Annotated in this window: 21 protein-coding genes; 2 read left to right on the top strand and 19 right to left on the bottom strand. The window is 55.5% G+C overall.

The window, feature by feature from the left end; translation table 11 throughout:
* Positions 1-168: 168 nt before the first annotated feature.
* The 13 genes from murG to K1I37_RS09035 all read right to left on the bottom strand — a co-directional run bounded on the left by murG (position 169) and on the right by K1I37_RS09035 (position 17,886).
* On the bottom strand, positions 169-1,266 hold the full coding sequence (gene murG / locus K1I37_RS09095; RefSeq protein WP_021297443.1) for an undecaprenyldiphospho-muramoylpentapeptide beta-N-acetylglucosaminyltransferase: 1,098 nt from the start codon (positions 1,264-1,266) through the stop codon (positions 169-171).
* 32 nt (positions 1,267-1,298) lie between these two features.
* The gene (spoVE, locus tag K1I37_RS09090; protein ID WP_021297442.1) at positions 1,299-2,420 is read right to left on the bottom strand and encodes a stage V sporulation protein E; all 1,122 of its coding nucleotides are present in this window, start codon (positions 2,418-2,420) and stop codon (positions 1,299-1,301) included.
* Between the two features lie 149 nt (positions 2,421-2,569).
* Positions 2,570-3,958, bottom strand: coding sequence for a UDP-N-acetylmuramoyl-L-alanine--D-glutamate ligase (gene murD, locus K1I37_RS09085; RefSeq protein ID WP_021297441.1), 1,389 nt, complete (start codon positions 3,956-3,958; stop codon positions 2,570-2,572).
* A 43-nt stretch (positions 3,959-4,001) separates the two neighbouring features.
* Complete coding sequence (gene mraY / locus K1I37_RS09080; RefSeq protein WP_021297440.1) at positions 4,002-4,970, bottom strand: phospho-N-acetylmuramoyl-pentapeptide-transferase; 969 nt, start codon at positions 4,968-4,970, stop codon at positions 4,002-4,004.
* Positions 4,971-4,981: 11 nt separating this feature from the next.
* Positions 4,982-6,472 (bottom strand): UDP-N-acetylmuramoyl-L-alanyl-D-glutamate--2,6-diaminopimelate ligase, encoded by a 1,491-nt coding sequence (locus K1I37_RS09075; protein ID WP_021297439.1) that lies wholly within the window; start codon positions 6,470-6,472, stop codon positions 4,982-4,984.
* A 45-nt stretch (positions 6,473-6,517) separates the two neighbouring features.
* Positions 6,518-8,491: a stage V sporulation protein D gene (locus K1I37_RS09070; RefSeq protein ID WP_021297438.1), complete on the bottom strand. Its 1,974-nt coding sequence runs from the start codon at positions 8,489-8,491 to the stop codon at positions 6,518-6,520.
* Positions 8,492-8,713: 222 nt separating this feature from the next.
* A complete protein-coding gene (locus K1I37_RS09065) occupies positions 8,714-10,918 on the bottom strand; it encodes a peptidoglycan D,D-transpeptidase FtsI family protein (RefSeq protein ID WP_021297437.1) in 2,205 nt (734 codons plus the stop codon).
* A 6-nt stretch (positions 10,919-10,924) separates the two neighbouring features.
* Complete coding sequence (locus tag K1I37_RS09060) at positions 10,925-11,311, bottom strand: septum formation initiator family protein (RefSeq protein ID WP_021297436.1); 387 nt, start codon at positions 11,309-11,311, stop codon at positions 10,925-10,927.
* 68 nt (positions 11,312-11,379) lie between these two features.
* Positions 11,380-12,315 carry a 16S rRNA (cytosine(1402)-N(4))-methyltransferase RsmH gene (rsmH, locus tag K1I37_RS09055; RefSeq protein WP_021297435.1) on the bottom strand — a complete coding sequence of 312 codons (936 nt, stop codon included), beginning with the start codon at positions 12,313-12,315 and terminating at the stop codon, positions 11,380-11,382.
* A gap of 24 nt (positions 12,316-12,339) precedes the next feature.
* On the bottom strand, positions 12,340-12,771 hold the full coding sequence (gene mraZ / locus K1I37_RS09050; protein WP_021297434.1) for a division/cell wall cluster transcriptional repressor MraZ: 432 nt from the start codon (positions 12,769-12,771) through the stop codon (positions 12,340-12,342).
* Between the two features lie 489 nt (positions 12,772-13,260).
* Positions 13,261-14,673 carry a group II intron reverse transcriptase/maturase gene (gene ltrA, locus K1I37_RS09045; protein ID WP_242216005.1) on the bottom strand — a complete coding sequence of 471 codons (1,413 nt, stop codon included), beginning with the start codon at positions 14,671-14,673 and terminating at the stop codon, positions 13,261-13,263.
* A gap of 488 nt (positions 14,674-15,161) precedes the next feature.
* A complete protein-coding gene (bshC, locus tag K1I37_RS09040; protein WP_021297415.1) occupies positions 15,162-16,799 on the bottom strand; it encodes a bacillithiol biosynthesis cysteine-adding enzyme BshC in 1,638 nt (545 codons plus the stop codon).
* A gap of 52 nt (positions 16,800-16,851) precedes the next feature.
* Complete coding sequence (locus K1I37_RS09035; RefSeq protein WP_021297416.1) at positions 16,852-17,886, bottom strand: NADH:flavin oxidoreductase/NADH oxidase; 1,035 nt, start codon at positions 17,884-17,886, stop codon at positions 16,852-16,854.
* A 169-nt stretch (positions 17,887-18,055) separates the two neighbouring features.
* Here K1I37_RS09035 and ymfI point away from each other — a divergent pair, with 169 nt between their 5' ends.
* Entirely contained in the window at positions 18,056-18,829 is a 774-nt protein-coding gene (gene ymfI, locus K1I37_RS09030; protein ID WP_021297417.1) for an elongation factor P 5-aminopentanone reductase, read from the top strand.
* A 155-nt stretch (positions 18,830-18,984) separates the two neighbouring features.
* Positions 18,985-19,497, top strand: a complete 513-nt coding sequence (locus K1I37_RS09025) for a hypothetical protein (protein ID WP_242216004.1) — start codon at positions 18,985-18,987, stop codon at positions 19,495-19,497.
* Between the two features lies 1 nt (position 19,498).
* Here the strand turns inward: K1I37_RS09025 and K1I37_RS09020 are convergent, their stop codons facing one another.
* The 6 genes from K1I37_RS09020 to clpP form a co-directional block, all read right to left on the bottom strand.
* On the bottom strand, positions 19,499-20,743 hold the full coding sequence (locus K1I37_RS09020) for a Ger(x)C family spore germination protein (RefSeq protein WP_021297419.1): 1,245 nt from the start codon (positions 20,741-20,743) through the stop codon (positions 19,499-19,501).
* A 78-nt stretch (positions 20,744-20,821) separates the two neighbouring features.
* Entirely contained in the window at positions 20,822-21,445 is a 624-nt protein-coding gene (locus K1I37_RS09015) for an RsfA family transcriptional regulator (protein WP_031218980.1), read from the bottom strand.
* Positions 21,446-21,636: 191 nt separating this feature from the next.
* A complete protein-coding gene (locus K1I37_RS09010; RefSeq protein ID WP_021297421.1) occupies positions 21,637-21,891 on the bottom strand; it encodes a hypothetical protein in 255 nt (84 codons plus the stop codon).
* A 67-nt stretch (positions 21,892-21,958) separates the two neighbouring features.
* Positions 21,959-23,137 (bottom strand): tRNA uracil 4-sulfurtransferase ThiI, encoded by a 1,179-nt coding sequence (gene thiI, locus K1I37_RS09005; protein WP_021297422.1) that lies wholly within the window; start codon positions 23,135-23,137, stop codon positions 21,959-21,961.
* Positions 23,138-23,150: 13 nt separating this feature from the next.
* Entirely contained in the window at positions 23,151-24,305 is a 1,155-nt protein-coding gene (locus K1I37_RS09000) for a cysteine desulfurase family protein (RefSeq protein WP_021297423.1), read from the bottom strand.
* Positions 24,306-24,444: 139 nt separating this feature from the next.
* Entirely contained in the window at positions 24,445-25,023 is a 579-nt protein-coding gene (gene clpP, locus K1I37_RS08995) for an ATP-dependent Clp endopeptidase proteolytic subunit ClpP (RefSeq protein WP_021297424.1), read from the bottom strand.
* Positions 25,024-25,061: the final 38 nt, after the last annotated feature.

The raw sequence follows: 25,061 nt of genomic DNA, 5'->3' as shown, positions 1-25,061 counted from the left end.
ACCTTAAATCCTGGCTAGCCCCCGAAATGACGCGTTATCGCGGTGAATAAGGCACATTCGCGACCTTATTCCATTCGATCCGCCCCGTTCTCGCCAAATAGGGTAAATTTCATGCCTTAACGGCCCGGTCCGCGCCGCCCCACGCCCGATCCCGCCGAACCCGCCGTTCTACCGCGTCACGTCCATCACCAGGCGGTACAGTCGCTCCACCGCGTCTGGCGTGCCAAATTGGCGCGCCGCGACCTTCATCTCGCGCAGGGCCTGTGCGCCCATCTGCTCTTCGATGGCGGCGAAGAGCGAATCCTCCGTCAAGTCCTGTTCGCGCAGAAGCGCCGCCGCTCCTTTGGCGACGAGCCGTTTGGCGTTCTCCTCTTGGTGATTGGCCGTCACGTATGGGCTTGGAATCAAGATAGAGGCGATGCCCAAGGCCGAAATTTCCGCCAGCGTGCTGCTGCCAGCGCGGCTAACGAGCAAATCTACGTGTGGAAGCAGGCTCGGCATGTTGTAGATAAACGGGATGAGCGACACGTTGTGCGGCAACTCAGGCACGCTCGAAGCCACTCGGTCGTAGTGCTTGTCGCCCGTCACGAACAACACGCGCCAGTCCGGATGCGCGGCGAAGCGCGGTAACACCTTCGCGAGCACCTCATTGACCGATTCGGAACCCCGGCTGCCAAGGAAGATGAGAATCACCTTCTGGTCGCGCAAGATGCGATACTCGTCGCGCGCCGCCCGCACAGCCGCCGGATCTACCTGAAGCACTTCGCTCGCGCGCGGGTTGCCGGTCAACTCCACGCGTTTGGCCTTGGCGAAAAATCGCGCACTGTCCTCAAAGGAAATCGCGACGGCGCTCGTGCGCGCGGCACAGAGTTGGTTCGTGAGGCCCGGGCGCGCGTTGCCCTCCCAGACGACACTTGGAATATGTAGCGCGTGGGCCGCAAAGATCACAGGCAGCGTGACGAATCCACCGGTGCCGACGACGACGTCTGGGCGCCAGCGCTTCAAGAGGCGCTTCGCCTGAAAATAGCCGCGCGCCGTCTTCAGAAGCGTGCGTACCGCACTGAAGGATATCTGCCGCTTGAGACCTGCCGCTTCGACCGTTTCGAAGGGAATGTCGAGCTGATTCACAATCGACTGCTCAAGCCCCTGCGTGGTACCAATGTAGTAGGCCTCCAGGGCGTCATCTTGCGTCTGCATATAGCGCCAAAGGGACAAGGCGGGATAAATGTGCCCGCCTGTCCCTCCACCAGTAAATACAACTTTCATCCAATTCTCACCTCTGCCGAGGATGACGAAGCTCACCGATGCGGAAATACCGCTTGCTTCGAAATATTCAACAGGATCCCCACGCCGGACAAAATCAGGGTCAACGATGATCCGCCGTAGCTGATAAACGGCAGCGTGATGCCCGTGGCCGGCATGGATCCAGTGACCACCCCGATATTGATCAGCACTTGCACTGCAATCATGCCAGTAATGCCCACGCCAAGTAAAGACCCAAACTCATCCGGCGCGTAGATGGCGATTCGCACGCCGCGCCATACGAGCAAGCCGAACAGCAAGAGCAGTGAGAGTCCGCCGAGAAAACCGAGTTCCTCGCCGATGATCGAGAAAATAAAATCGGTCTGCGGCTCCGGCAGGTACATGAACTTCTGACGGCTGTTGCCGAGGCCGAGGCCGAGGATGCCGCCGGATCCGAGTGCGTAGAGCGATTGAATGATTTGATAGCCCTCGTCCTTCGGATACTTCCATGGGTCGAGAAACGCCACCACGCGCTGCATGCGGTACGGTGCCGCCGCGACGAGGCCGCCGAAGCCGAGGAGGCCGACGCCGAAAAAGCCGCCGAGGTGCGCCATGCGCGTGCCTGCCGCGAACATCATCAAGAGCGTGGTGCCCATGATGACGACACTCTGTCCCAAATCGGGCTCCAACATTATCAGGCCCACGGCAGCAACCGCCGTCGCGAGCGGCGGGACGAAACCACGCCAAAACGACTGCATCCGCTCGCCCGCGTCACACAGCATATGCGCGAGAAAGACAATCAAGCCGAGTTTCGCGAACTCCGAAGGCTGAATGCCGAGTGACCCAATGCCCAGCCACGCTTTCGATCCGCCCCGGTTCACACCAACAATCAGCACCAGGACGAGCATCGCGAAACTGGCGATAGCGATTTTCGACGCGTGCTTGCGCAAGTTGTGGTAATCGTAGCGAGAGAACCAGAACATCGCGATAATGCCGAGAATGGCCCAGATGAGCTGGCGTTTGGGGTAAAAGAAGGGATCGTCAAATTTGTTGGCAGCAATCACGTTCGACGCACTGTAGACCATGACGATGCCAAGGCACAAAAGCATGATGATGACACCGACAATCACGAAGTCAACGGAATTTCGAGATGTGCTAGACGTGCGGGATCGAAGCACGGATGGATGCCCCTCCTCAAGCGCATGAAGCGACCAACCAAGGCGGTGCCTCATGCGTACCTTCAGGTCCGAAGCAGTGGGCGCGACACTCGGGGCGCAAAGCCGCAGGCACCGCGAGTTTGCGCGCCCCTGCCACTTCGGACAACCTCTTACAGTCTATGCACGGCTTCTTTGAACATGCTTCCCCTGACTTCGAATGACGTAAACATATCCCAGCTCGCACAGGCTGGCGACAAGAGGACGACATCCCCCGCTTTTGCCCGGGCACGAGCCGCACGCACCGCCTCGTCGAGCGATTCGACGAGCGTCACATCCGGCACCCCTGCCGATTGACAAGTGGCGGCGAGTTGTTCTTTCGTCTGGCCGAGCAAGATGGCGGCTTTGACGCGCTCGCGCAGATAGTCCTCGAGCGGCTCGAAGGAAATTCCTCTATCTAAACCGCCAGCAATCCAGACGACGTCTTTGTCAAATGCCTGAAGCGCCTGCTTGCAGGCATCTGGGTTCGTCGCCTTCGAATCGTTGTAAAAGCGAATACCATCGAGAACGCGCACCAACTCCAAGCGGTGCTCGACGCCTTGGAACGTCCGGGCGACATGCGCAATGGCTTCGTCGCTCGCCCCTGCGGCCTGGGCCACGCACGCTGCCGCCAACAAGTTCTGCAGATTGTGATGCCCCTTGAGCGCCATCTCGGCGACAGGCAATAGCGCGCGCGGGGCCCCATCCTTCACCAACGTGATGTGACCATCGACGACGGTGGCACCATGGTCGAAGTCTGCATGCTCCGTGCTAAACCAATGAATCTTTGGCGCGAGGTGTTTGGCCCCGTCGGCGACCAACGGCTGATCTCGATTGAGCACAGCCACATCGCCTGCACCCATGTTTTGAAACATGCGCCATTTCGCCGCCTGGTACGCCTCAAAGGTCCCATGGTAGTCGAGGTGGGCCGGGAAGAAGTTCAGCAAAGCGGCAATCCGCGGATGGAACCACTCTGTCCCAAGCAACTGAAAACTGGACACTTCCAGCACGACGGGTTGCTCAGCGCGAAGCTTATCGACCAGACCAGAGACCACCGTGCCGATGTTTCCCGCGACGGCTGGATGCATCTTTGAAGCCGCAAGCATCTCACCGACCAGCGTGGTGGTGGTCGTCTTTCCGTTCGATCCCGTAATGGCATAGAAGGGCGACGCCGCAAACCAGCTGGCGATCTCAATCTCCGTAAAAATGGGGATGTGGTTCTCTTGAAGGGCTGCAATCAGTGGCATTTGGTAGGGGATGCCGGGGTTTTTGACGACAAACTGCCACGGAGTGTCCGCAAGTGTCAGTGGGTGTCCCCCAAATACAAAACGAACGCCTGCGCGTTCCAGGCGTTCGAGGGTTTCGTCGGAATCCGGGCGGGCAAGGCGTTCGTTGACCGTCACCTGAAAACCGTGTCGTGTCAGCAACTCCGCGGCGGCGGCCCCACTTTTGGCGTAGCCGACCACCAAAACCGCCCCTTTGCGCGTTAACCATTGGTCACGAACCGTAATATCCAGACGCATCGTTCTTCATCCTTTATGTGGTATGTCTATATCAAACTATCCTTTATCGAGAAACCAAAGCCAGCGTACCAAACGCACAGATAAACGCGGCCAGCCAAAAGACCAGCACGACTTCCCACTCCGACCAACCCACTAATTCAAAGTGGTGGTGCAGTGGACTCATTTTAAACACGCGGCGGCCAAACGTCTTGTACGAAAAAACCTGAATCATCACCGACAGCGCCTCGACGACGAACACCAGGCCAAACAGAATCAATGCCAGTTCACTGTGCGTGAGCACGGCGACCATCGCCAGACCGCCACCAATGGCCAGTGAACCCGTATCGCCCATGAACACTTTTGCCGGATGTCGGTTGAACGCGAGAAATCCGCCAAGCGCGCCGACCATCGCCGCACAAAACAGCGCCGCATCGTAGTTGGTATGCCAGTATGCGTAAAACGCGTATGCCGCAAACACCATAATGGCACAGCCGGACAGGAGTCCGTCGAGACCGTCTGTCAAGTTGACGGCATTCGTCGTACCGACCAGCACGATGAGCAAGAACAAGACGTAGAAAATGCCAAGTGGAACCACCCAGTTCGAAAATGGGATATGCACGCCAAACGAGTGATCTGCCCCTTGACGGTACCACAGCAAAATGAACAAGAGAATCGTGACAATGCCTTGGAACAGCAACTTTTGCTTCGCCGTGAGGCCGAGATTCCGCTTCTTGATGATTTTGATGAAGTCATCCGCAAAGCCAATCAAACCAAACCCGACTGTCGCCAACAAAAGCATCAGCGTGTCGAGGCTGTCAAAAGCAAACTTCAGCGTCGTGAGAATCACAGCCAGGAGGATAATGACGCCGCCCATCGTCGGCGTGCCCGCCTTCGCCTTGTGATGCTGTGGGCCCTCCTCGCGAATCGATTGACCAAATTTCAGTCGATGAAGGATTGGAATTGAAATCGGGCCAAGCAACAATGCAATGGCGAATGCCGCAATGGCCGTAAAAAATAAAGCTCGTAAGTCCACCAGAGTGCCTCCTAGAACGATGTCTCGGACAACCGTGCGCGAAGCGCTTGCCGCGCCTCTTCCCGATCATCAAAGTGAATTTTAGTCCGACCGAGGATTTGGTAATCCTCGTGGCCTTTTCCGGCGATAACGACGACGTCATTTGCCTGCGCATCGAATATCGCTGCGCGAATCGCCTCCCGCCTATCCACCAAGCGTCGATACACAGCGCCTTCGGGAAGACCTGCCTCCATGTCGTCGAGGATGCTTTCCGGATCTTCAGTCCGCGGGTTATCGCTCGTAAAGATGGCACTATCGCTCAACTTGAGCGCGGTCTGTGCCATCAGCGGCCGCTTCGTCTTGTCCCTATCCCCGCCGCAGCCGACGACACAGATGACCCGTCCTTTTGCGAATTCGCGAATGCTCAGCAGGACGTTCTCGAGTCCGTCAGGCGTATGTGCATAATCGACAAACACGCCAAATGGCTGCCCCTCGTCCACGCGCTCACACCGCCCTGGCACACCAGGATACGTCGCAAGGGCGCTTTGGATACTGGATACAGGAATCTGTTCAACCAGTGCAACAGCGATGGCCGCAAGCGTGTTGTAGACATTAAATCGACCGATGAGCCCGGTTTTGACATCAAATGTCTCCGATGGCGTCGTAACAGTCATCGACGCGCCCTCGTGTGTCAGAACGAGATTGGACGCCCGCACATTTGCAGCCTCAGCCAACCCGTACGTCAAAACCGGGGCCACGGTCGCTTCCGTGAGTATCGACGCGTATTCGTCGTCCAAATTGACGATGGCATATTTACAATTGTTCAGCGTATCGCCGTATGTATTGCCAAGTCGCGCAAACAACAGCGCTTTCGCCCGCGCATACGCGTCCATCGTCCCGTGAAAATCGAGGTGATCTTGTGATAAATTCGTGAATACCGCAATATCGTAGTCGACACCGGCCACGCGCCCTTCGACCAACGCGTGCGACGACACTTCCATGACGCCGTGCGTGCAGCCCTTTTCCAGGACCTTGCGCAAAAAACCCTGCACCTCGACAGCGTGTGGCGTCGTGTTGGCGACCGCAAACGTCTCGTCCCCAATCACCCCGCCGACCGTGCCCAAAAGCCCTGTCGGCCGCCCGGCAGACTCGAAGATGTGCCGGATAATGTGGGTGACCGTCGTCTTGCCGTTGGTCCCTGTCACCCCGACCATGCGCAAGTGCTGGGAAGGGTGACGATACAGTACGTCGGCCAAAATGGCCGACGCGAATAAGGTGTTCGGCACAACGACCTGCGGCACGTCTAACGCCGGCAACCGGCGTTCGACCAGGAGCGCTACGGCGCCTTTGTCTACGGCCTGCTGAGCAAAATCGTGACCGTCCACCGTGAACCCAGGCACCGCGACGAACAAAAATCCTGGCTCGACCCGCCGCGAGTCCGCCTCGATGCCCACGACGTCGACGTCTCGATTCCCTTCCAATTCGTATGATATCAGCGGTTGAAGCAATTCCCGTAACCGCATGAACGTCCCTCCTGTGTGACAAAACCCCTTAAGTCCATGCCCACTCTATTGGTTTTGCTTCTTCTTGTCAATCGACGTCTGTGCCGGGCCGTCTCCTAAAATCAAGCGGATGGTCGATCCCTCATCGACCGTGCTCCCCCCCGCCGGCGACTGCGCAACCACGGTGTTACCGGTACCTTGAATTTGAACACGCAGGTTCGAAGTGTTCTGCAGCGCCAATTGTTTCGCATCTTTCAAACTGAGTCCCACGAAGTTCGGAACTTCCACAGGGATAGCATCGCCATACTTGTATTTCTTCGGAATCCCATTCGTCGTCGGCTCGACCCCGAGCTCTTCCAGGCCGTCGGCGAGGATGTTACCAACAATTGGCGCCGCGATCACGCCGCCAAATACCACGCCGTTTTTCGGATGCGGGTTGTCAATGGCGATGTAAGCGATCAACTTCGGATTGTTCGCAGGTGCCATGCCAATAAACGAGACGATGTAGTGGCCTGACTCGTAACGCCCATTCTTGGCGACCTGCGCGGTCCCCGTCTTGCCGGCAATGCGCAGACCGGGTTTGAACGCCTTGCCACCGCTGCCCTGCGCCACGACACTTTCGAGCGCGCTGCGCACCTGCGCCGCCGTGTTGCTGGAAATCACCTGCCGCACCACCGTCGGCTTCGTCTCGGAAACGACTTGACCCGTATCGTGGTCTTGCACGTCTTGTACGACGTACGGCTTCATCAGCTTGCCGCCATTGGCCACGGCGCCAAGCGCCATCACCTGTTGAATTGGCGTCACCGAGACGCCTTGACCAAATGCGGTTGTCGCCAGTTCCAGTGGACCGACTTTGCTCTCCTTAAAGAGGATACCGTTGCCTTCGCCAGGCAGGTCGATGCCGGTCTTCTGGCCAAATCCGAACTTTTTAATATACGAAAAAAGCGTCGTTTTGCCCAGGCGTTCGCCCAAGGCGATAAAGCCAGGGTTACAAGAGTTTTCCACGACGTTGAGGAACGTCTCTGATCCATGGCCGCCAGCCTTCCAACAACGGATGCGGTGACCTGCGACTTCATAGTAGCCCGGATCATAAAAGCCGTCCTTCAAATTGACCTTATTCTCTTGCATAGCAGCAGATAACGTCACAATCTTAAACGTCGACCCCGGCTCAAACGTCTGCCAAATGGCGAGATTGCGATTATAGGTAGACGACGGGTAGTCTTGCCAATCTGCGGGTTGAAACGTAGGATAATTCGCCATCGCCTCAATCGCACCGGTTTGCGGGTCTTCGACAATCGCGGTGACGCTGTCTGGATTGTACTCCGCGACGGCTTGTTCAATTTCTCGCTGCACGTACTGCTGAATTTGCAGATTGAGCGTCAATTTGACGTCGTCGCCATCCGTTGCTGGTTCCACTGACTCGCCTTGCCCCGGCAACAATTCGCCGTTCGCCTTGGCGTAAAACGTAATGCCGCCCTTGCCACCCGTCAATTGACTGTCGTACTCTTTCTCAATTCCGGTGAGGCCCTGGTTCTCGGAACCCGTGATACCCAGTACCTGCGCCGCTAGGTCGCCGTATGGATACGCGCGTTTTCCATCTTCGGTAATGTAGATGCCGGAAAGTTTCAAATCGCGAATTTGCTGCACTTGTTGCTCGCTGATTTTGCGTCCACCTGGTCGCAGATACTCTATCGAACTATGCTTCTTCAAGGTGGCGAGGACCTTGTCCTCCGACATGCCGAGAATCGGCGCGAGCTTCCTCGCCGTCCCCTCCTTGTCCTTCACCTGGGCAGGCACGACCAACACGGATGGCGCCGACGCGGTGTACGTCAGCGGCTGGCCCGCGCTATCGAGAATGCTCCCGCGTGTGCCCGATAACGGAACCGTCCGTTGCCACAGGTTCTGCGCCTTTGTGGACAGCCACTTATTCTGCAAAATCTGAACAAACACGAGTCTACCAGCCAATGCCGCGATGGCCAACAGTAATAGCAACAGAAGCCACACCAACCGGCGCCGCATCATTCCACGAGTCACTCGCACGTCGTTCGCCTCCAAGCTCGTTCATCGGAATTATCCTATGCGGACAACTTCTCCTATAGAAGCGCGAAGGTGAGACGACAGCGAGAGAGAGCACGACGGAACCCGACCGGCACGCGGCCGAGTCGGGTTCAACAACATCTATTGGACAAACGGCTTGGTTGGACCAACTGCTGTGGGACAAACCACAAAGTTACTACAACAGCCAGCGGACCGACCATCAGCTTATGACTTCAACGTGACGGGAACGGTCGTACCTGTCGCGATTTGCGAACCCGCCGGTATCGATTGCGAGGAGACAAATCCAGACCCCGTCGGCTTGATACTGAGCGATAGCGCGGCGAGCAGATTGGTCGCGTCGCGAAGGGACAATCCGATGAGGTTCGGCACAGCGACTTTGTCCCCGGCGTTTGTGCTGAGTAATCCGTACATTTTGCTGCCCTTGGCCACTTGGACGCCTGCGGCAGGCCACTGTTTCGTGACCGTACCCGACTCTCCAGCAAACATAGCGGTCAAGCCAAGTGCTTTCAACTTCGCTTCTGCAGACTGCTCCGAGAGCCCGACAATGCTTGGCGTCTCCACGTACGAAACCTTCCCGGCGCCGGACAGCGTGACTTCTGAAGCCGACTGGACATCCCCTGTTGGCGGCACGTGATAATACTGCAAGCAATCTTTGATAATCGTGCGCGCATACGGCGCGGCAATTGAGCTACCCCACGTCAACGCTTCCGGCGTCTTCGGGTAGTCGACTGTCACATACACCTCGACTTTTGGGTCGTTCGCTGGTGCGAAGCCCATAAACGAGGTAATAAAACGATCACTGTAGTACTGACCAGTTTTCGGATCAGCCACCTGCGCGGTCCCCGTCTTGCCGGCCACTTCGTACCCCGGTATCTTCGCCACAGCATCGAGACCATACTTTGGATCCGACACGTCGAGCACCATCGTCTGCTTCACTTCATCGAGGACGCTCTGCGGGATGAAATTCTGACGGACGACCGTCGGCTCAAATTGCTTGATGGTCTTGCCGTCCGGCGAGATGATTTTACTCGCGACGTAGGGTTTCATCAGCTTGCCGCCGTTCGCAATGACCCCCATCGCCGCCATTTGCTGCAATGGCGTCACCGCGATCCCCTGGCCAAACCCGGAGGTAGCCAACTGAACAGGGCCCTGATTACTAGCCGAGAACAACAACGAGTGTCCTTCGTTGGGGAGGTCGACACCGGTGGGCTGTGTAAAACCGAACAAGTTCAAATACTTGTTCATGTTGTTCCAACCCAACGCCTCGGCGATTTTCGCGAACCCGACGTTACTCGACTCCTCCAACGCCTGCTGGTAGGTGAGTGTTCCCCAACCCGATAAGTTCCAATCGTGAATGGTCGTTCCATCGATGGTCGTCTGACCCGATTCATAGGTCTGGTAGAGTGAGACGGAGCCTGTCGCCAACGCCGCCGCCAACACAAACGGCTTAAACGTGGAACCTGGCTCGAAGGTGCTCGTGACAGCCCAGTTTTGCGAGAGCGCATCTGGCGTCTTCCAGTACTCGTTCGGGTCGTAGGTTGGGCGGCTGGACATCGCCAAAATGGCGCCAGTATTCGGGTTGGTAACAATAATCGCGGCATTTTGTGGCCGATATTTTTGAACAATTTGATCCATGACGTTCTCGACGAAGCCCTGGATGTTTTCGTCCAACGTGAGCTGTACACTGTCTCCTGGCTTGGCTGGTTTCGTCACATGCACGCTGCCAGGAAGCGGAAATCCCTCGCTGTCGCGCTGATAGCTGAGAGACCCATTCTGCCCCGCCAGTTCCTGGTTGTACTCGTACTCTACGCCCGCTTCGCCCGATCCGCCCTGAACATAGCCCAGTGTATTCGCCGCAAAATCCTTGAACGGATACTTTCGCTCTTCCGTTGGGGTGAAGGTGATTTCACCGCTCCAGTTGGTCGCTTTATCGTTCGGCGCCCACGCGTGTTTCGCAAACACCGCCTGCAGCTTACTTTTGGTCGACGCCAACACAGGTTGCGGCAGGCGCACCCAAGCTGCATCGGTCGACAACAATTTGGTCACATCATCGACGGAAGAGCCAAGAATCGGCGCGAGGATGGATGCAGCGCTCGGCAAGTACTTTTTCAAATCCGTTGTCTCAATATCGACATAGGATGCAGACACGTCGAACGCCAGGGAGTTGCCTTGTGCATCGAGAATCGAACCTCGCTGCGCCAAAAGCGTGGTGTTGGCATCGACAGCCTTCGCTTCGTCGCCCTTCAACTGCTTTCCATAGACTTTTTGTACATCGTATACCCGCCATAGCACAACGGACAGCGCTAGGACGAGGCTTCCCTGCAACGCCCACATTCGCTTCTTGTTCCGGCTGGATTTACGTTTGGGCTGGTTGCGATTTGACTTCCAACCGGAGTTGTACGTTGGCAAAACTCATCACTTCCCAGATTCAGTAGTCGGGATAGTCACTGTTTTCGTCGGTTTCTGCAGACCCAATTTCTTCGCCTTCGCGAGAATGTTGGCCGGGTCCTTATCTGCAGCAATCTGTGAAGACAGATTCGCATTGTCGGCCTGTTGCTGAGCAACCTGCGCCTGAAGTCGACTATTTTGGTAATTCATGCTGTAAATGGACGCCCCTTTCGCGGCGACCAACCAAACTGCGAAAAAGCAAACAGCACAGCAAAATCCAAGGCTGAGTCGGTTCAAGAGGCGCGCGCGCCGGCGCAGCTCCTCTCGCTGACGCTGATTCTGCTCCCCTCTTTGCGGCGAACGAACTGCCTGGTCAATCCGCGAATTCCCGATTTGTTCTTGGGCCAGTCCCATAATCGTGTCAACCTCCACTCTTCATCCAATCACCTTATCGACAACGTCGTACGCTCGACACGCTGGACCTATATCTTTTCAATCACCCGAAGTTTTGCTGACCTCGCTCGCGGATTGTTCGTTTGCTCGCTCTGCGACGGCTCGATTGGCTTGCGCGTCACAAGTTTGCCGGCAGGCGTTCTTCCACAAGTGCAAATCGGCATTTCCGGTGGGCAAATACAACCAGTGGCAAAATCTTTGAAGGTTTGTTTGACGATTCTGTCCTCCAACGAGTGAAAACTGATGACGGCTAAACGACCACCCGGAGCGAGCAGGGAAAAAGCAGACTCCAACCCCTGTTCGAGGACAGACAACTCATCGTTGACGGCGATACGAATCGCTTGAAACACGCGACGGGCCGGATGTGGTCCCGTCCGCCTGGCCGCGGCTGGAATCGCCGCTTTGATGATGTCGGCCAACTGCGTCGTCGACGTGATGCGGGATTGCGCTCGCGCCTCAACAATCCTTCGTGCGATAGCCCGACTGTACTTCTCTTCCCCATAGCGAAAGAAAATACGCGCGAGTTCCTCTTGCTCCAACTCGTTGACCAAATCTTCCGCGGTCGTCGTCTGTCGCCTGTCCATCCGCATATCGAGCGGTCCTTCCTGACGATAACTGAAACCGCGCTGTGCAATATCAAACTGTGGAGAGGACACGCCGAGATCGAAAATAATGCCATCGACCTGCGCAAAGCCGTGCAATCGCGCATGTTCGGCCATCTCGCAAAAATTGCTGTGCACGATAGTCAGCCGATTCAACACACCAGCAAAGCGTTCATTGGCGTTGCGAATCGCCGTTTCGTCCTGGTCAAATGCCATCACCTGACCAGTGGGCGCACTTTGCTCGAGCAAGCGCTGTGTATGCCCCCCGCCACCGAGCGTCGCATCAATATACAAACCTCCGTCGCGCGGTTTGACCGCGTCAACAGTCTCTTTTAATAGAACGGTTTCGTGATTAAAATCCAAGTTTGACTCTCCCTATTTATCGCGTCAGAACGAGAAATCGACCAGGTTTTCAGCGATGTCCGCAAACGAGGTCTCTGCTTCCGTCGCGTATGCGGCCCAAACATTCGAATCCCAAATCTCCACGCGGTTGGAGACGCCGATTAGCGTGCAATCCTTGTCCAATCCCGCGTAGTCCCGCAATTTTTGCGGCAACAGAATGCGGCCTTGTTTGTCCAATTCGCATTCAGAGGCCCCTGAGAAGAAAAACCGCACAAAGGAGCGGGCGTCTCCCCGCGTCATCGGCAATGCCTTCAACTTGGATTCTAATATCCGCCACTCTTCCATGGGGTATACGAACAAGCATTTATCCAGGCCGCGGGTAACCACAAATTGGGCACCGAGTTCGTCGCGAAATTTGACCGGTACGGTTAACCGGCCCTTCGCGTCAAGCGAATGTTCGAACTCCCCCATAAACATTTGTGTTCCACCCTCGCGTCTAGATTCCCCACTTTGCCCCACAACTCACCACAAATATATGTGTTCGTCCCACAACGTCAAAGTCCTTCCGTCGAACGAAAAAACATCGAAATTTCCTGCCGAATTGCCTGGCCTTTTTCTTTTGTAGGCAAGGAATGCGGCTTTTTGAAGGAAGAGGATCGGAGTTGGGCGCCCAAGTTGTCTTATTAAGACACGCAGGGCATTGAAGGCATACATAAGGTCGAAAAAGTGCCTTATTGGGCCCCTGGCACCCTCAAATACGGTATCTGACGCACAATAAGGTCGTTTTATGACCTTAAACACTCCCAGTTCACAAAAAAGTCACACATAAGGCAGATTTTCTGCCTTAATCCGGCCGCTCCAGCGCCAGCCACGCCCGATCCGCCGTTCCCGCCACAATCGGGTAGAAGGGGGCGACTAACCCCCGTTCTCCCACACCACCGTACGGACCGTTCGGTATACGGCGGTTCATGTTGTGGAACGAAGTGAATCATATCGCTCGACTAAACTCACAAGCCCTTGCTCTCTCCAGTAGGTCAGACCAAGGGCTTTATTCATTTGTGGCGTATTGGAGAGTCGCCAGTGCCCTTTCCGTGAGCTACTTATATTCACGGCCCATTCTCTTGGTATGCCGAGTGAAACCAACTTACGCCGTTTGGTCTTGGACTGCTTCCATTGTTTCAGCAAGCACATCCTCAGTCGGCGCCGTGTCCACTCATCCAGTTGCTCGAATACGCTTCGAGTTTCAGCATAGCGGTAGTACCCTGCCCATCCTCTCAGATACGCGTTGAGCTTTTCCACCCGACTTGCCATCGACTGCCCTCGGCTTCGTCTCGTAAGTTCTCGAACCCTGTCCTTGAACCGTTTGAGTGACTTTGGTGCGACTCGAATTCGCGTCCTCTTCTCCATTGTGAACGAGAACCCGAGAAACTTTCGTTTCCATGGTCGGTCTACTGCGCTCTTCTCCACATTCACTTTGAGTTTCAGTCGCCCTTCTACGTACTTGCGCACACCTTCCATCACTCGCTCTCCCGCCCGCCGACTGCTCACGTAGATGTTGCAGTCGTCCGCATAGCGGACGAAGCGGTGCCCACGACGTTCCAGTTCCTTGTCTAGGTCGTCCAACAAAATATTGGCCAATAACGGGCTCATCGGCCCGCCCTGCGGTGTGCCTTCCTCTGACCTGACGCAAACCCCATTGACGAGTATCCCCGCCTCTAGGTATCTGCGGATGAGTCGGAGGATTCGCTTATCCATTACCTTCCTCGCCACGCGTGCCATTAACATATCGTGGTTCACTCGGTCGAAGAATTGAGCCAAGTCCATGTCAACTACCCACCGGTATCCCTCTGAGACATAGTTGCGCGCCTGGTTTACCGCCATTCGCGCACTATGCCCTGCTCGGAATCCATGGCTGGATGTGGAGAACATCGGATCAAAGATCGGTGTAAGTACTTGTAGAAGTGCCTGTTGTATCAGGCGGTCTTGCACCGTAGGTATCCCTAACATCCGAATGCCACCGTCTGGTTTCGGGATTTCGACTCGACGTACGGGCATCGGTTTGTAGGTTCCTCTCAGGAGTTCTTCTCGGATGCGTGACCAGTTGTCCATTAGGAATGGTCGAAAGGATTTAATCTCCATGCCGTCGACACCGGCCGCTCCTTTGTTTCGCTCCACACGGCGTAACGCTTCGAGCAGGTTTTCCCGCTCTACCACTTGTTCCATCAGGTCGATAGGGTTCTCCTCGCGGGTTGTTCCCCTGGGTCGCGCCGAAGAAAAGCTAGGCACTCCTTCAGTCCCCTGCGGATTCACCGCTTCCTCCTGGAGGTAGCTCCTTTTTGGGATTTTCTGCTGTCTTTGCTTTCCTTGCGAGCTTGCCATGTTCAACCCTCACAATCACGTTCAGGCCTTCCCTGTTTTGGCGTCCCTCCACAGGTACTATGCCGTCTGCTGACTTCTGCCCGTTCAGCGGCACCTTTCAGTACCGGTTACCAGTCTTGCTGGCGTGCCGGACAGACCTCCCCAGGTAAGAGCGCTATCTTTCTCTCCACCTACCCGCCCCATTTACTCTCGACAGCCTTCGGTAGCATGGATTTTGTTTTGTTGTGCAAACTCATCCAACTGTCGTTAGCCTCACTTGAGGTTCGTGTTCCTCGGGCCGGAGATTTGCCGCCGCCTTCCTTCAGATTCCGCCTCGCGGCGGACACCCTTGGCTTGAGCTATGGCTACTGCTACCTTCACCATTCCGGACTTTCACCGTATAGATAGCGCCCATGCTGGGCGCACCCAAAAAAGCCGCCCGCGAAGACTCGCGAGCGGCGATTCAATTTCACTATTTGACGTTTCACTTTTGTTGCCAGAGAGCGGTTTTAGTCGACTGTCACGTCCAAATACGCGCCCGGTTGCAAGTAATTCCCCCACACCGGGAGCGATTCAAACCACTTCGCGCCCAGTTCGGCCCACAAATTCATCGGACTAAGGCGGCGTTCCTGCTCATGGCCATCCGTCCAAAACCAGTGTTCAATCCGTCGCAACTGCTGCACATCATCCGACCTCCGGCGTTGGGCCAAGCCATAAACTTTTGACTCCAGGCGCCGAATCAGTTCTTTCTGTCGCGCGATTTGGCGCGCCACGATATCTTGTACCTGCGGCCCAAACGAAGAAAACTCTTCGCCGAACCGCTCAAGTTGACCGGAGAATTCCGTCTCCATCTGGGTGATTTGTGCATGCAACGCGTCCTTGACGTCTCGCAGCGCACGCGTCGCGACGAAGTCACAAGGTTGTGCCACATCCTCGAAGGAAATCCCCCACTGCGCCATCGTGCGCGCCACAGCTGGCGTCGCGATGCGCACGCGCTGCCGCATGACGAGCGGCGGCAAATTGCGGCCGTGTGCGTGAAACACGGCGCGCGACAGCGGGTGGTATGCAATTTCTGATGGCCCACCGACGTACGCGAGTGTCGGCACCAGATGATCTTGTATCACCGGGCGCAACAACACGTTGGAACTAAACCGTTCAGGTGCGACCACAGCCGTGTCCTGCAGTTGGGCCAATGTATATTCCGCCCCGAACCCTCGCGCGACAAACGTGCCCGGTTGTCGACGCTCGAGCACATAGCGCCGTCCTTCTACGACATGAAAGACCGTAGAATGTAACGCGTCGCGAATGACTTCATGGGAGAACCCCGCTTGCGCCACTTCATCATACGCCGTCTGCAAATTCGCCTGGACGGTATCAAACGACGCCAAGGTATTGGCGAATACAGGTCCCACCAGACTGCGTAACTCAGGTAGGCACGGATCTAATATGACAATGGGATGATTGCATAAGAGCTTTGTCAAGAGCCGCGCAAACCACACAGCCAACGAGTCGCCTTCTTCAAACGTCTCGCGAAGCGTCGTTAGCACTTCCGACTTATAAGGAAGTTCTGGAAGGTCTCTGTGCAGCGCCTCGAGAACAGACACCACTTGCGCTTGTGTCAACGCCGCGTGGTAGACCATTTGATGCGAATCAAACGAATGCTCGAGGCGAATCCGCGTCACGTCGTGGGTCGAGTTGAGAATATAGGCGTGATCGACCTCAGCAAAATCGTGATCTTCTGACGCCACCCAAAAGACCGGAACGACTGAACGGCCGAGTTCGCGTTCAAGTTGTTCCGCCAAACCAATCGCGGAGAGCGCCTTGCTGATGGAGTAAAAAGGTCCTAGCAAAAGCCCTGACTGTTGACCTGTGACCACAGCGACGCTCCGCGGATCTAGCAGGCGCTTTACAGCGGCACTTTGCACCGGCGTTTGGCCAATGCGCTGGCCATAGGCCGTCAGTGCGCGGACCAGCGTTTGTCGATGGGCGTCGTCAAACCACTGGGTCACCGTCTCGGCGCGCGCGGCATATGTCTGAAGTTGTTTTGGATCTTGCTCATCATAAAGATGCGCCACTCGCTGAAAATCAAACAACTGGGCATCGGTAAGGCGATTCCCCGTAGGCGCCTGATGGATTGTACACTTCAAACGAGAACATTCCCTTCAAAATGTGCTGCACCAGCGTTGTGATGAGCACCAATCATGCATTTGGAATTTTGTACGCGCGCACATATGGAACGGGCGGCTCGACCGGGTGCGAGAGCGCAAGTGCGGCGTCGTGCCCCCAATTCTTGTTGCGCAAAAAACCACGAGCGATGAAAATCAAGTCCGCACGATTCGACTGGACAATCGAATCTGCCAGTATCGGATCATCCAACATGCCCACGCCACCAACCAAGATGTCGATATCGCGACGAATCGCTTCTGCCAAGGGGATCTGATACCCCGCATAGACCTTGTCAGGCGGCGTAGGCACGTTCCCGCCGGATGAGACATCAATCAGACTGACGCCTGCGTCCTTGAACGCTTGCGCGTAAAACCGCATGTCATCCATCGTCAATCCCGCTGGATGGTATTCACTCGCGGAAACGCGGACAAACAACGGCATCTCTTCAGGAATCACCGCACGCACGGCACATACGACAGCAAGCGGGAAGCGAAGGCGCCCCTCGCGCGAACCGCCGTACCCATCCTCGCGTTGGTTCGATAAAGGCGATAGAAATTGGTGCAAGAGATAACCGTGCGCCGCATGCACTTCAATGACGTCAAAACCAGCTTCGACAGCGCGCTTGGCGCTCTCCTCAAAGGCGCGAACGACCTGCGCCATGTCATCTTCTGTCATCGCCTGCGGCAGCTTATACCTGTCGCTAAACGCAATGGCGGATGGCGCAATCGGCTCACTATCCAAATCCGCTTTGCGGCCTGCATGATTTAACTGGATGCCCACTTTTACATCCTGGCCATGGGCGAAATCGACGATGCGACGAAGCCCTTCCATCTGCCCGTCCTCGTAAAGTCCCACGTCGCGGTTGGAAATCCGCCCGCGCGCTTCAACACTGGTCGCCTCGACAAACATCAGGCTGGCGCCAGCCAACGCCAAGGAACCATAGTGCACCGTGTGCCAATCGTTGATATAGCCGGTCTCTTCGGCCTGGTACTGGCACATTGGAGAGACGACGATGCGATTTTTGAGTGTGAGCCCACGAATCGCCAGCGGATCGAACAAACCTGCCAAAATGAGCACCTCACCTTATGTACATCACACTGTGACAAAATCAATGCCGTTGATTTCAATCATAACAACAAGCATCTACTAAAGTAAAATAAGGATGACTATCGAACCAAAAGTCGAACCAAATCCAAATGGGTTTACTGAATCTATGACATAAGGAGCATATCACGCCATGGAGGCAGAATCACGGGAATGGGGGCAAAGCGCCCCGCTTGCGGGCAAAGTCGCAGTGGTAACAGGCGCGTCCCGAGGCATCGGCAAACGTATCGCCACCACACTTGCAAAAGCGGGTGCGCACGTCGCCGTCCACTATCACGAAGCACAAGTTGAGGCACTTGACACGGTGGCTCGATGTGTTGGTTACGGCACAAGGGCCGTGGCCATTCAAGCAGATGTCTCGCAAGAAGAAGACGTTCAGCGGCTGTTTCTCGAAGCCACACAACTGGGTACACCGAGTATCCTAGTGAACAACGCAGGCATAGCGCACTATGGACTGGTGATGGACCTGTCCCTTCGCGATTGGAATCGCGTCCTGCAAACCAATCTGACGTCGACGTTCCTCTGTTCAAAAGAAGCAATTCCGTATCTTCGCCGAGCGGAGGACGGGCGCATCATCAACGTCTCGTCTGTCCACGGTCTGCGCGGCGCGGCGATGGAAGCAGCATATTCCGCAAGTAAGGCCGGTATGATCGCGTTCACCGAGTCCCTCGCCCTCGAGGTGGCAAGCCTCGGCATCACGGTCAATGCGGTGGCCCCCGGTGTCATTGATACCGACATGCTGAAGGGATTTAGCGCAGAAGAAAAGCGACAAATGCAAACAGAGACGCCCGTCGGGCGCCTCGGAACACCTTACGATGTCGCACATGTGGTTCGATTTTTAGCATCTCCGGACTCGTCCTTCATCACCGGACAAGTCATCAGCCCAAACGGCGGGCGATTGCCCTAATTTCGCCAGTGGACGAGAGCCTGCGGGCATTGGTCTACACGGAACGTCTGTCTGATGGCATTGGTTACATCAGGCACCGCGTGCAACAACCCAGGTTGGTGGCCGTGCACCAACCTGGGACCTCCTTGGGTGCCAGAGGGGTGAAGACGACACGAATGGCAAAGCGTAAGCACAAACCCACCCGGTCCTTGGCAACGTTGAGTCGAAAACTGCGCTCGGAGGCGAAGGCTTTAGGCATGTCGGAAGACGAGTACTTGCGACTGACGCTCTCCTTGTCAAAGGCGTTGCGCGAGTCCCTCGGCTCGACGAAAGAGCTGAACGCCAAACAGTTTCTCAACTTTGTCGAGAGCCCGATGTTCGCCATCTTACTCAAAGGTATTGTTCAAACCGCTATGTCGACCTTCACACAAAAAAGCGACGACGGTAGCGAGAACCCAACCGAGGACGAAACGAAACCAAATCCCTATGGACCCATGCAGCCAATCCAACCACCCGTCCCCGCCCAGCCAGGCTCACCGAGGCGCGCACCCATTCCACAGTGGGGCTACGGCTATCCGCCATCACAACCAACACGGCCAAGGGAGCCTGTTGTGCCACAATTCACGCCGCCCGTCCGGCAACCAGTGCAACCGGCGCAACCCAGTGCAGGACGGCCATTTTGGCCGTGACTTACGCATTATTTGACCTGAGCGGCTCAGTTTGCACACCAAAGCGGCGAATGTGCAAATTCGTGCGCACGACAATCTTGGCGTCCTGCACTTTCTTTGCCCAAGGATACGCGTCAAACTGCTGGTACGTGCTGAACTGACCACGAATATATCGCGACACCGGGATGACGTCTGCCTCGTCATCAACCAGCAACCGATGTAAGAGCGCCGTGAGGCGCGCGTTAAACTTGCTATCGAGCGTGGCCTCCAACTGTTGGCGCCCCTGGTCACTAGAATAGTCCTTGCCGCTCGCAATGTTGATGACATCCGCGTCAATGGGCACGGCAACGCTTATCGTCACTGGATTCGACAAATCGACTTTAAAGCGCGGCGCGTGTTCCTTGTGCAAGGTCAAACCGATGTCGTCACTCTCCCCGCCGTCCGTAAAGTCGATTTTCCCATTATTCATGCCGCCCTCTAAAAGCCGGAGAAGAATCATATCCTCCCCGTTCAGATAATCTACGACTTTGTCGCCTCGAAAGACCGCCCCACCCATCCAATCGACCGGATTGCCGCCTGTGCGCTCGACTTCACCCGCCTCGTAACTGACCTTAGATTGATCAGACAACTCGGCTTCCTTCGTCACATATTTATTGATGTCATACAGTGGTGCAACCACATCTTGGTGCGGATTCTCCATCGCCGTTGCAAATTCGTGCAGCCGACAGACTGGAATCGTGCCCGCCCGGTTCGCCAAAATCGAGATATTGTCATTCACGCGGGCACTCGACGTATCCAGCATTGGCGAAAACTGACTGATGCAATCTTTAGCGGACGACTTCGCCACCGCTAACGGAACAGTCCGGCGAAACTCGCGGTAGCGAATCAAAGGCTGTACATACTTGAGAATTCCTTGTTTTGCTAACGAATCTCCGAACAAGATCAAACTTAGGTGTGAAAATGTCACGTTCCGCTCAATCGATCCCGACGCCAACACCATCGCCTCATTGATACTGTGCGCACGAATCGTGATCGGCTCCTTTGCAGCAAGCGGTTCCTGCCCACCGCCACCACCGCCACTGGCCGGGTTGACCGGAAGTGCGATACGGAACGTACAGTCGATGAGTCCATTTGGCGCTTGGTCAACGCCAAGTACAGTGACAAACGCCTGTTGCTCTAACTCCTGTCTGTCGTAACAGCCTGTCATTGCAAAGGGCGTTATGATCAGACACGCCGTGGCCCAAATCCGTTTCCAAATTGGCAGCATCCAATGTTCACCTTCCCAAGGGTAGGTTGGCACGGAAACATTTTGAACATGCACACACGGCAACAAAAAAGAGCGAGCTTATTCGGCTCGCTCCATTGGTTCGACGTGATCGATCCGTTCCAAATTCCCAAATTCATCGATTTGGTACATGAACCCCTCAGACAGTTGCGTTTCGTCGAAGACAGCCGCTTTGCGCGCGCGCTCCATAATCTCGACCAACGCTTTGTAATCCTTTGCCACGGTCTCGTAATCGCTGCGAAGTTGCTGGAACTCTTCCCGCATTTTGCGATGTTCTTCTTGCAACTCGCGAAACCGATTCTTCCACTCGTTGGCTTGGCGTTCCGCGTTGCGCCAACGGGATGCCCACTCTTGCGCCGTATTTTTTTCCTGGCGCAAGAAGCGGAGTACTTGCGCCCACGACATCAACGTCGCGGTTGGATGGTCGAGATCTCCGCCCTCCATTTGCGCCTGCACGCGTTCCGATTTACTGCGCTTGCGCTCCTCTTTTGCCATTTCGATAATATTTCGCTGTTGTTTACGAACACATGCGTTCCAGCGGAACCCACAAGCGGCAGCCGTCCGCCCAAGTCGCCGCGATGCTTCATTAAACCCCGCTAACTGCGTGCTGCCTTGTTTGATATGTTTGAGGACAATTTCCGCTAGAATTTCGTCGTCCTCTGTGGTCCATGCATCCTGACGCATGGCTCGGTTTGATTGACGCATGAAGTTCCCTCCTAAAGTTCATCGTGTTGTACTGATTTCCCGCACATGTCTTGCTATGAGTTATCACGAGACTATCATTTGTTATAACCAACTCTGAGAGTGGTTAAACGTGAAAAAGCGATGATCTCTCGATCATCGCTTTTTCACTGCAGATATCGTGGTAAACATACCTATTCCAATGGTTGACGTTGCCCGTCCCCACTTGCAATCCGACGCCAACCGCGACGGCGGTAAATTTTCTCCTCGTGCGGTCCGACAAACGTAAACACCACGCGCGGCGGTTGTAAAACGCCATCGCGCCGACGCAAAATACGCCAGAGAACGGTGACAAGCCAGATCAGTCGAGCTGATCGAGATCCGCGGAACACGGTGTAGATCATCGAGAACAGCCGAAACATCCGGAACAATAATCGAAACATTCCCATACGCCTCACTCCTGTAGGTAGTGTGCCCACAGGGCGCACACGCATGCGAAGAGCCGGTTATAGCCCCTTAACGTGCGTCCGCTGCAGAGATTCTTTTCACTTCCAAGGATTGGAGTGCCGTTTCAACCAACTGTTGCACATCCAGTTTCTCTTCAGCGCGTTCAACCTCTTCTAGCGTCGGGTGCGTCTTTGGATGTCTTGGAGCAAATATGGAACAGCAGTCATCATACGGCTGAATAGACGTCTCAAACGTCCCAATGCGGCGAGCCACATTGATGATATCCTGCTTGTCCTCCATACCTACCGGGCGCAGTACAGACAAGGAAGTGGCAGAGTCGACCGCGTAAATGCCCTCGAGCGTCTGACTGGCCACTTGGCCGAGACTATCACCGGTCACCAACGCTAACCATCCCCTGCGCGCTGCCAAAGCTTCGCAAATCCGGAACATCATACGCCGCAAAAGAATCGTCCGCAATGCTTCCGGACACGATTTCTGAATCGCGGCCTGGGTCTCTGTCACAGAAATCAAATGAAGATTCAAATCGCGAGACCACCCTGCCAAGGTGCTCGTCAATTCCTCCACTTTGCGCTGTGCGCGCTCGCTCGTGAACGGGAAGCTGTGAAAATGGACCAGATCTACTTGCAGTCCGCGTTTCATCGCCTTCCAGACGGCAACCGGACTGTCGATACCACCAGACAACAAGGCGCAGACCCGGCCACTCATGCCCACAGGCAAACCTGCCGCACCCTCAATTTTTTCAGCGTACAAATACGCGCCTTCGTCTCGCACATCGATGTGAATGGTCGCATCTGGATGGTGCACGTCGACCGTGAGATCCGCATGCGCAGACAACACCGCCTCGCCCACGTGCCCAGCCAACGTCGGACTATCCATGACGAAGCGCTTATTTCCACGCTTGACTTCCACCTTAAACGTCCGCGGTGCACTAGGGAGCTTGTCAAACAACTGATTGGCAGCCTCCGTGATGGTTTCAACGTCCGCTCTTACCGCCATGACAGGGCTCAGTGAACTGATGCCAAACACCTTCGAGAGTCGCGTCAACACTGGCTCTGCAGGTGTACCATTGAGCTGCACGAGAATGCGACTGCTTATCCGCCGCACATTCACGGCTTCCCACTCTTTGACTGCCTGCTGCACGTTGTTCATCAGCAGTCGTTCCAGTTGTGAGCGGTTTTGTCCCTTTGTATTGATTTCTCCATATCGAACCAAAATGTGGTCAAACATCCCGTTACCCCTCTCAAGCGCCAACCATCGAACGCAACCACGAGCTTTGCTCGCGAACGACCGTGAGCGCACTTGCCAAATCTTCTCTGTCGATTCCCGGGTGCCAAGAAAACCGCACAGCCGCGTCAACTTCCTCAGTCGAAAGCCCCATCGCCTCTAATACGTGACTGCGCTTCTGTTTCCCGTGCGCGGTCGAACATGCGCTTCCGGACGAGACATAAACGCCTTGAGACTCAAGCGCGTGGACAATCACCTCGCCTCGCAAGCCCTTTAGCGACGCATTCACGATATACGGTGATGGCGATTTGGGTTTTCGCACGGTCCATCCCGGAATTCGCTCCAGCTCATCGACAAACCACTGGCGCGTCGCCAAGGCGTTCGATTCAGCCTCCAGTCGTTTGACTGCAATCTCCGCCGCTAGACCAAACACATCCGCCCCCAACACGTTCTCCGTGCCAGAACGGGTCCCTGATTCTTGGCCGCCACCGTACAGGATAGGCTCCAATTTAACCCCCTGCCGGACATACAGACCACCGGTTCCCTTGAGCGCACCAATTTTATGCGCCGACACCGTATATAAATCGATAGCGGTATCCGCCAGACGAACTGGAATCTTGCCGAACGCCTGGGTGCCATCGACGTGGAACCGAATCTTCGGGTACTCTGTCAACGCTTTTGCAACTTCGACCACCGGCAAGATGGCACCGGTCTCGTTATTCACGTGCATCATCGAGACAAACACCGTATCCGGGCGAATCGCCTCCAGCACTTCATGTGCCTGTATATCACCGTTGCAATCCGGTCGAATATAAGTTACGTCCCACCCGCGTTTTGCCAATGCACGGATTGGTTCTAGCACTGCAGGATGCTCAATCGCCGTCGTCACAATATGGCGACCGCGCCCCTCCAAGAGCGCCAAACTTCCAAAGACCGCCAAATTGTTCGCTTCCGTGCCGCCGCCTGTGAACACCAGTCGTCCCGCCTTGGCGCCAAGCGCCTTCAGAACCCGCGTGCGGGCAGTCGACAGCCGCTCTTCAGCAGTCATCCCAATCCGATGCAAAGACGATGGGTTACCAAACACATCGAGCATCTCGGACACGCGCTGTTTTACATCTTCCAACAAGGGAGACGTCGAAGCGTAATCGAGATATATTGTTTTTTCTGGCACCGTCTCTCCCCTCCCGCTCATCCGTACAAGCATAATGGTATCAAAAAAGGCGCGTCAACACGCAGCATAATGCTGCGTGGCGCGCCTTCTACTTCCACTACTGGTCTACAGTGCCTGACAAATCTACAACAACGGGCAATCAGCGAACAATCACTTCGTCAATCAACCCGTATTCCTTCGCTTCTTGCGCCGACATGAAGTTATCGCGGTCGGTATCGCGAGCGACCCGCTCCAACGGCTGCCCAGAGCGCTCACTGAGAATTTTGTTCAACTTCTCACGCGTTTTCAGAATGTGCTTCGCGTGGATCTCGATATCAGATGCCTGCCCGCGCGCTCCACCGAGTGGCTGGTGAATCATCACTTCCGAATTTGGCAGTGCGTAACGCTTGCCTTTGGCTCCAGCGGTCAACAACACTGCCCCCATGCTCGCAGCCATGCCAACGCACATCGTGCTCACATCTGGCTTGATATGTTGCATCGTATCATAGATGGCCAGTCCGGCCGACACAGACCCGCCTGGGCTGTTTATGTACATTTGAATATCCTTTTCTGGATCATCGGCCGCTAAGAACAACAGTTGCGCCACAACGGCGTTTGCGACATCGTCATCAATAGCCGTCCCCAAGAACACAATACGGTCCTTCAACAGTCTTGAATAAATATCGTAACTGCGCTCTCCTCGCGATGTCTGTTCTACAACGTACGGAATCAGACTCATCCCTACACGCCTCCTTATTCATTACTACGATACCCATG

Source organism: Alicyclobacillus acidoterrestris (assembly GCF_022674245.1).
Lineage (GTDB): Bacteria > Bacillota > Bacilli > Alicyclobacillales > Alicyclobacillaceae > Alicyclobacillus > Alicyclobacillus acidoterrestris.
Note: the sequence above shows the minus strand (reverse complement) of the source record. Positions and strands in the feature narration are given on the sequence as shown.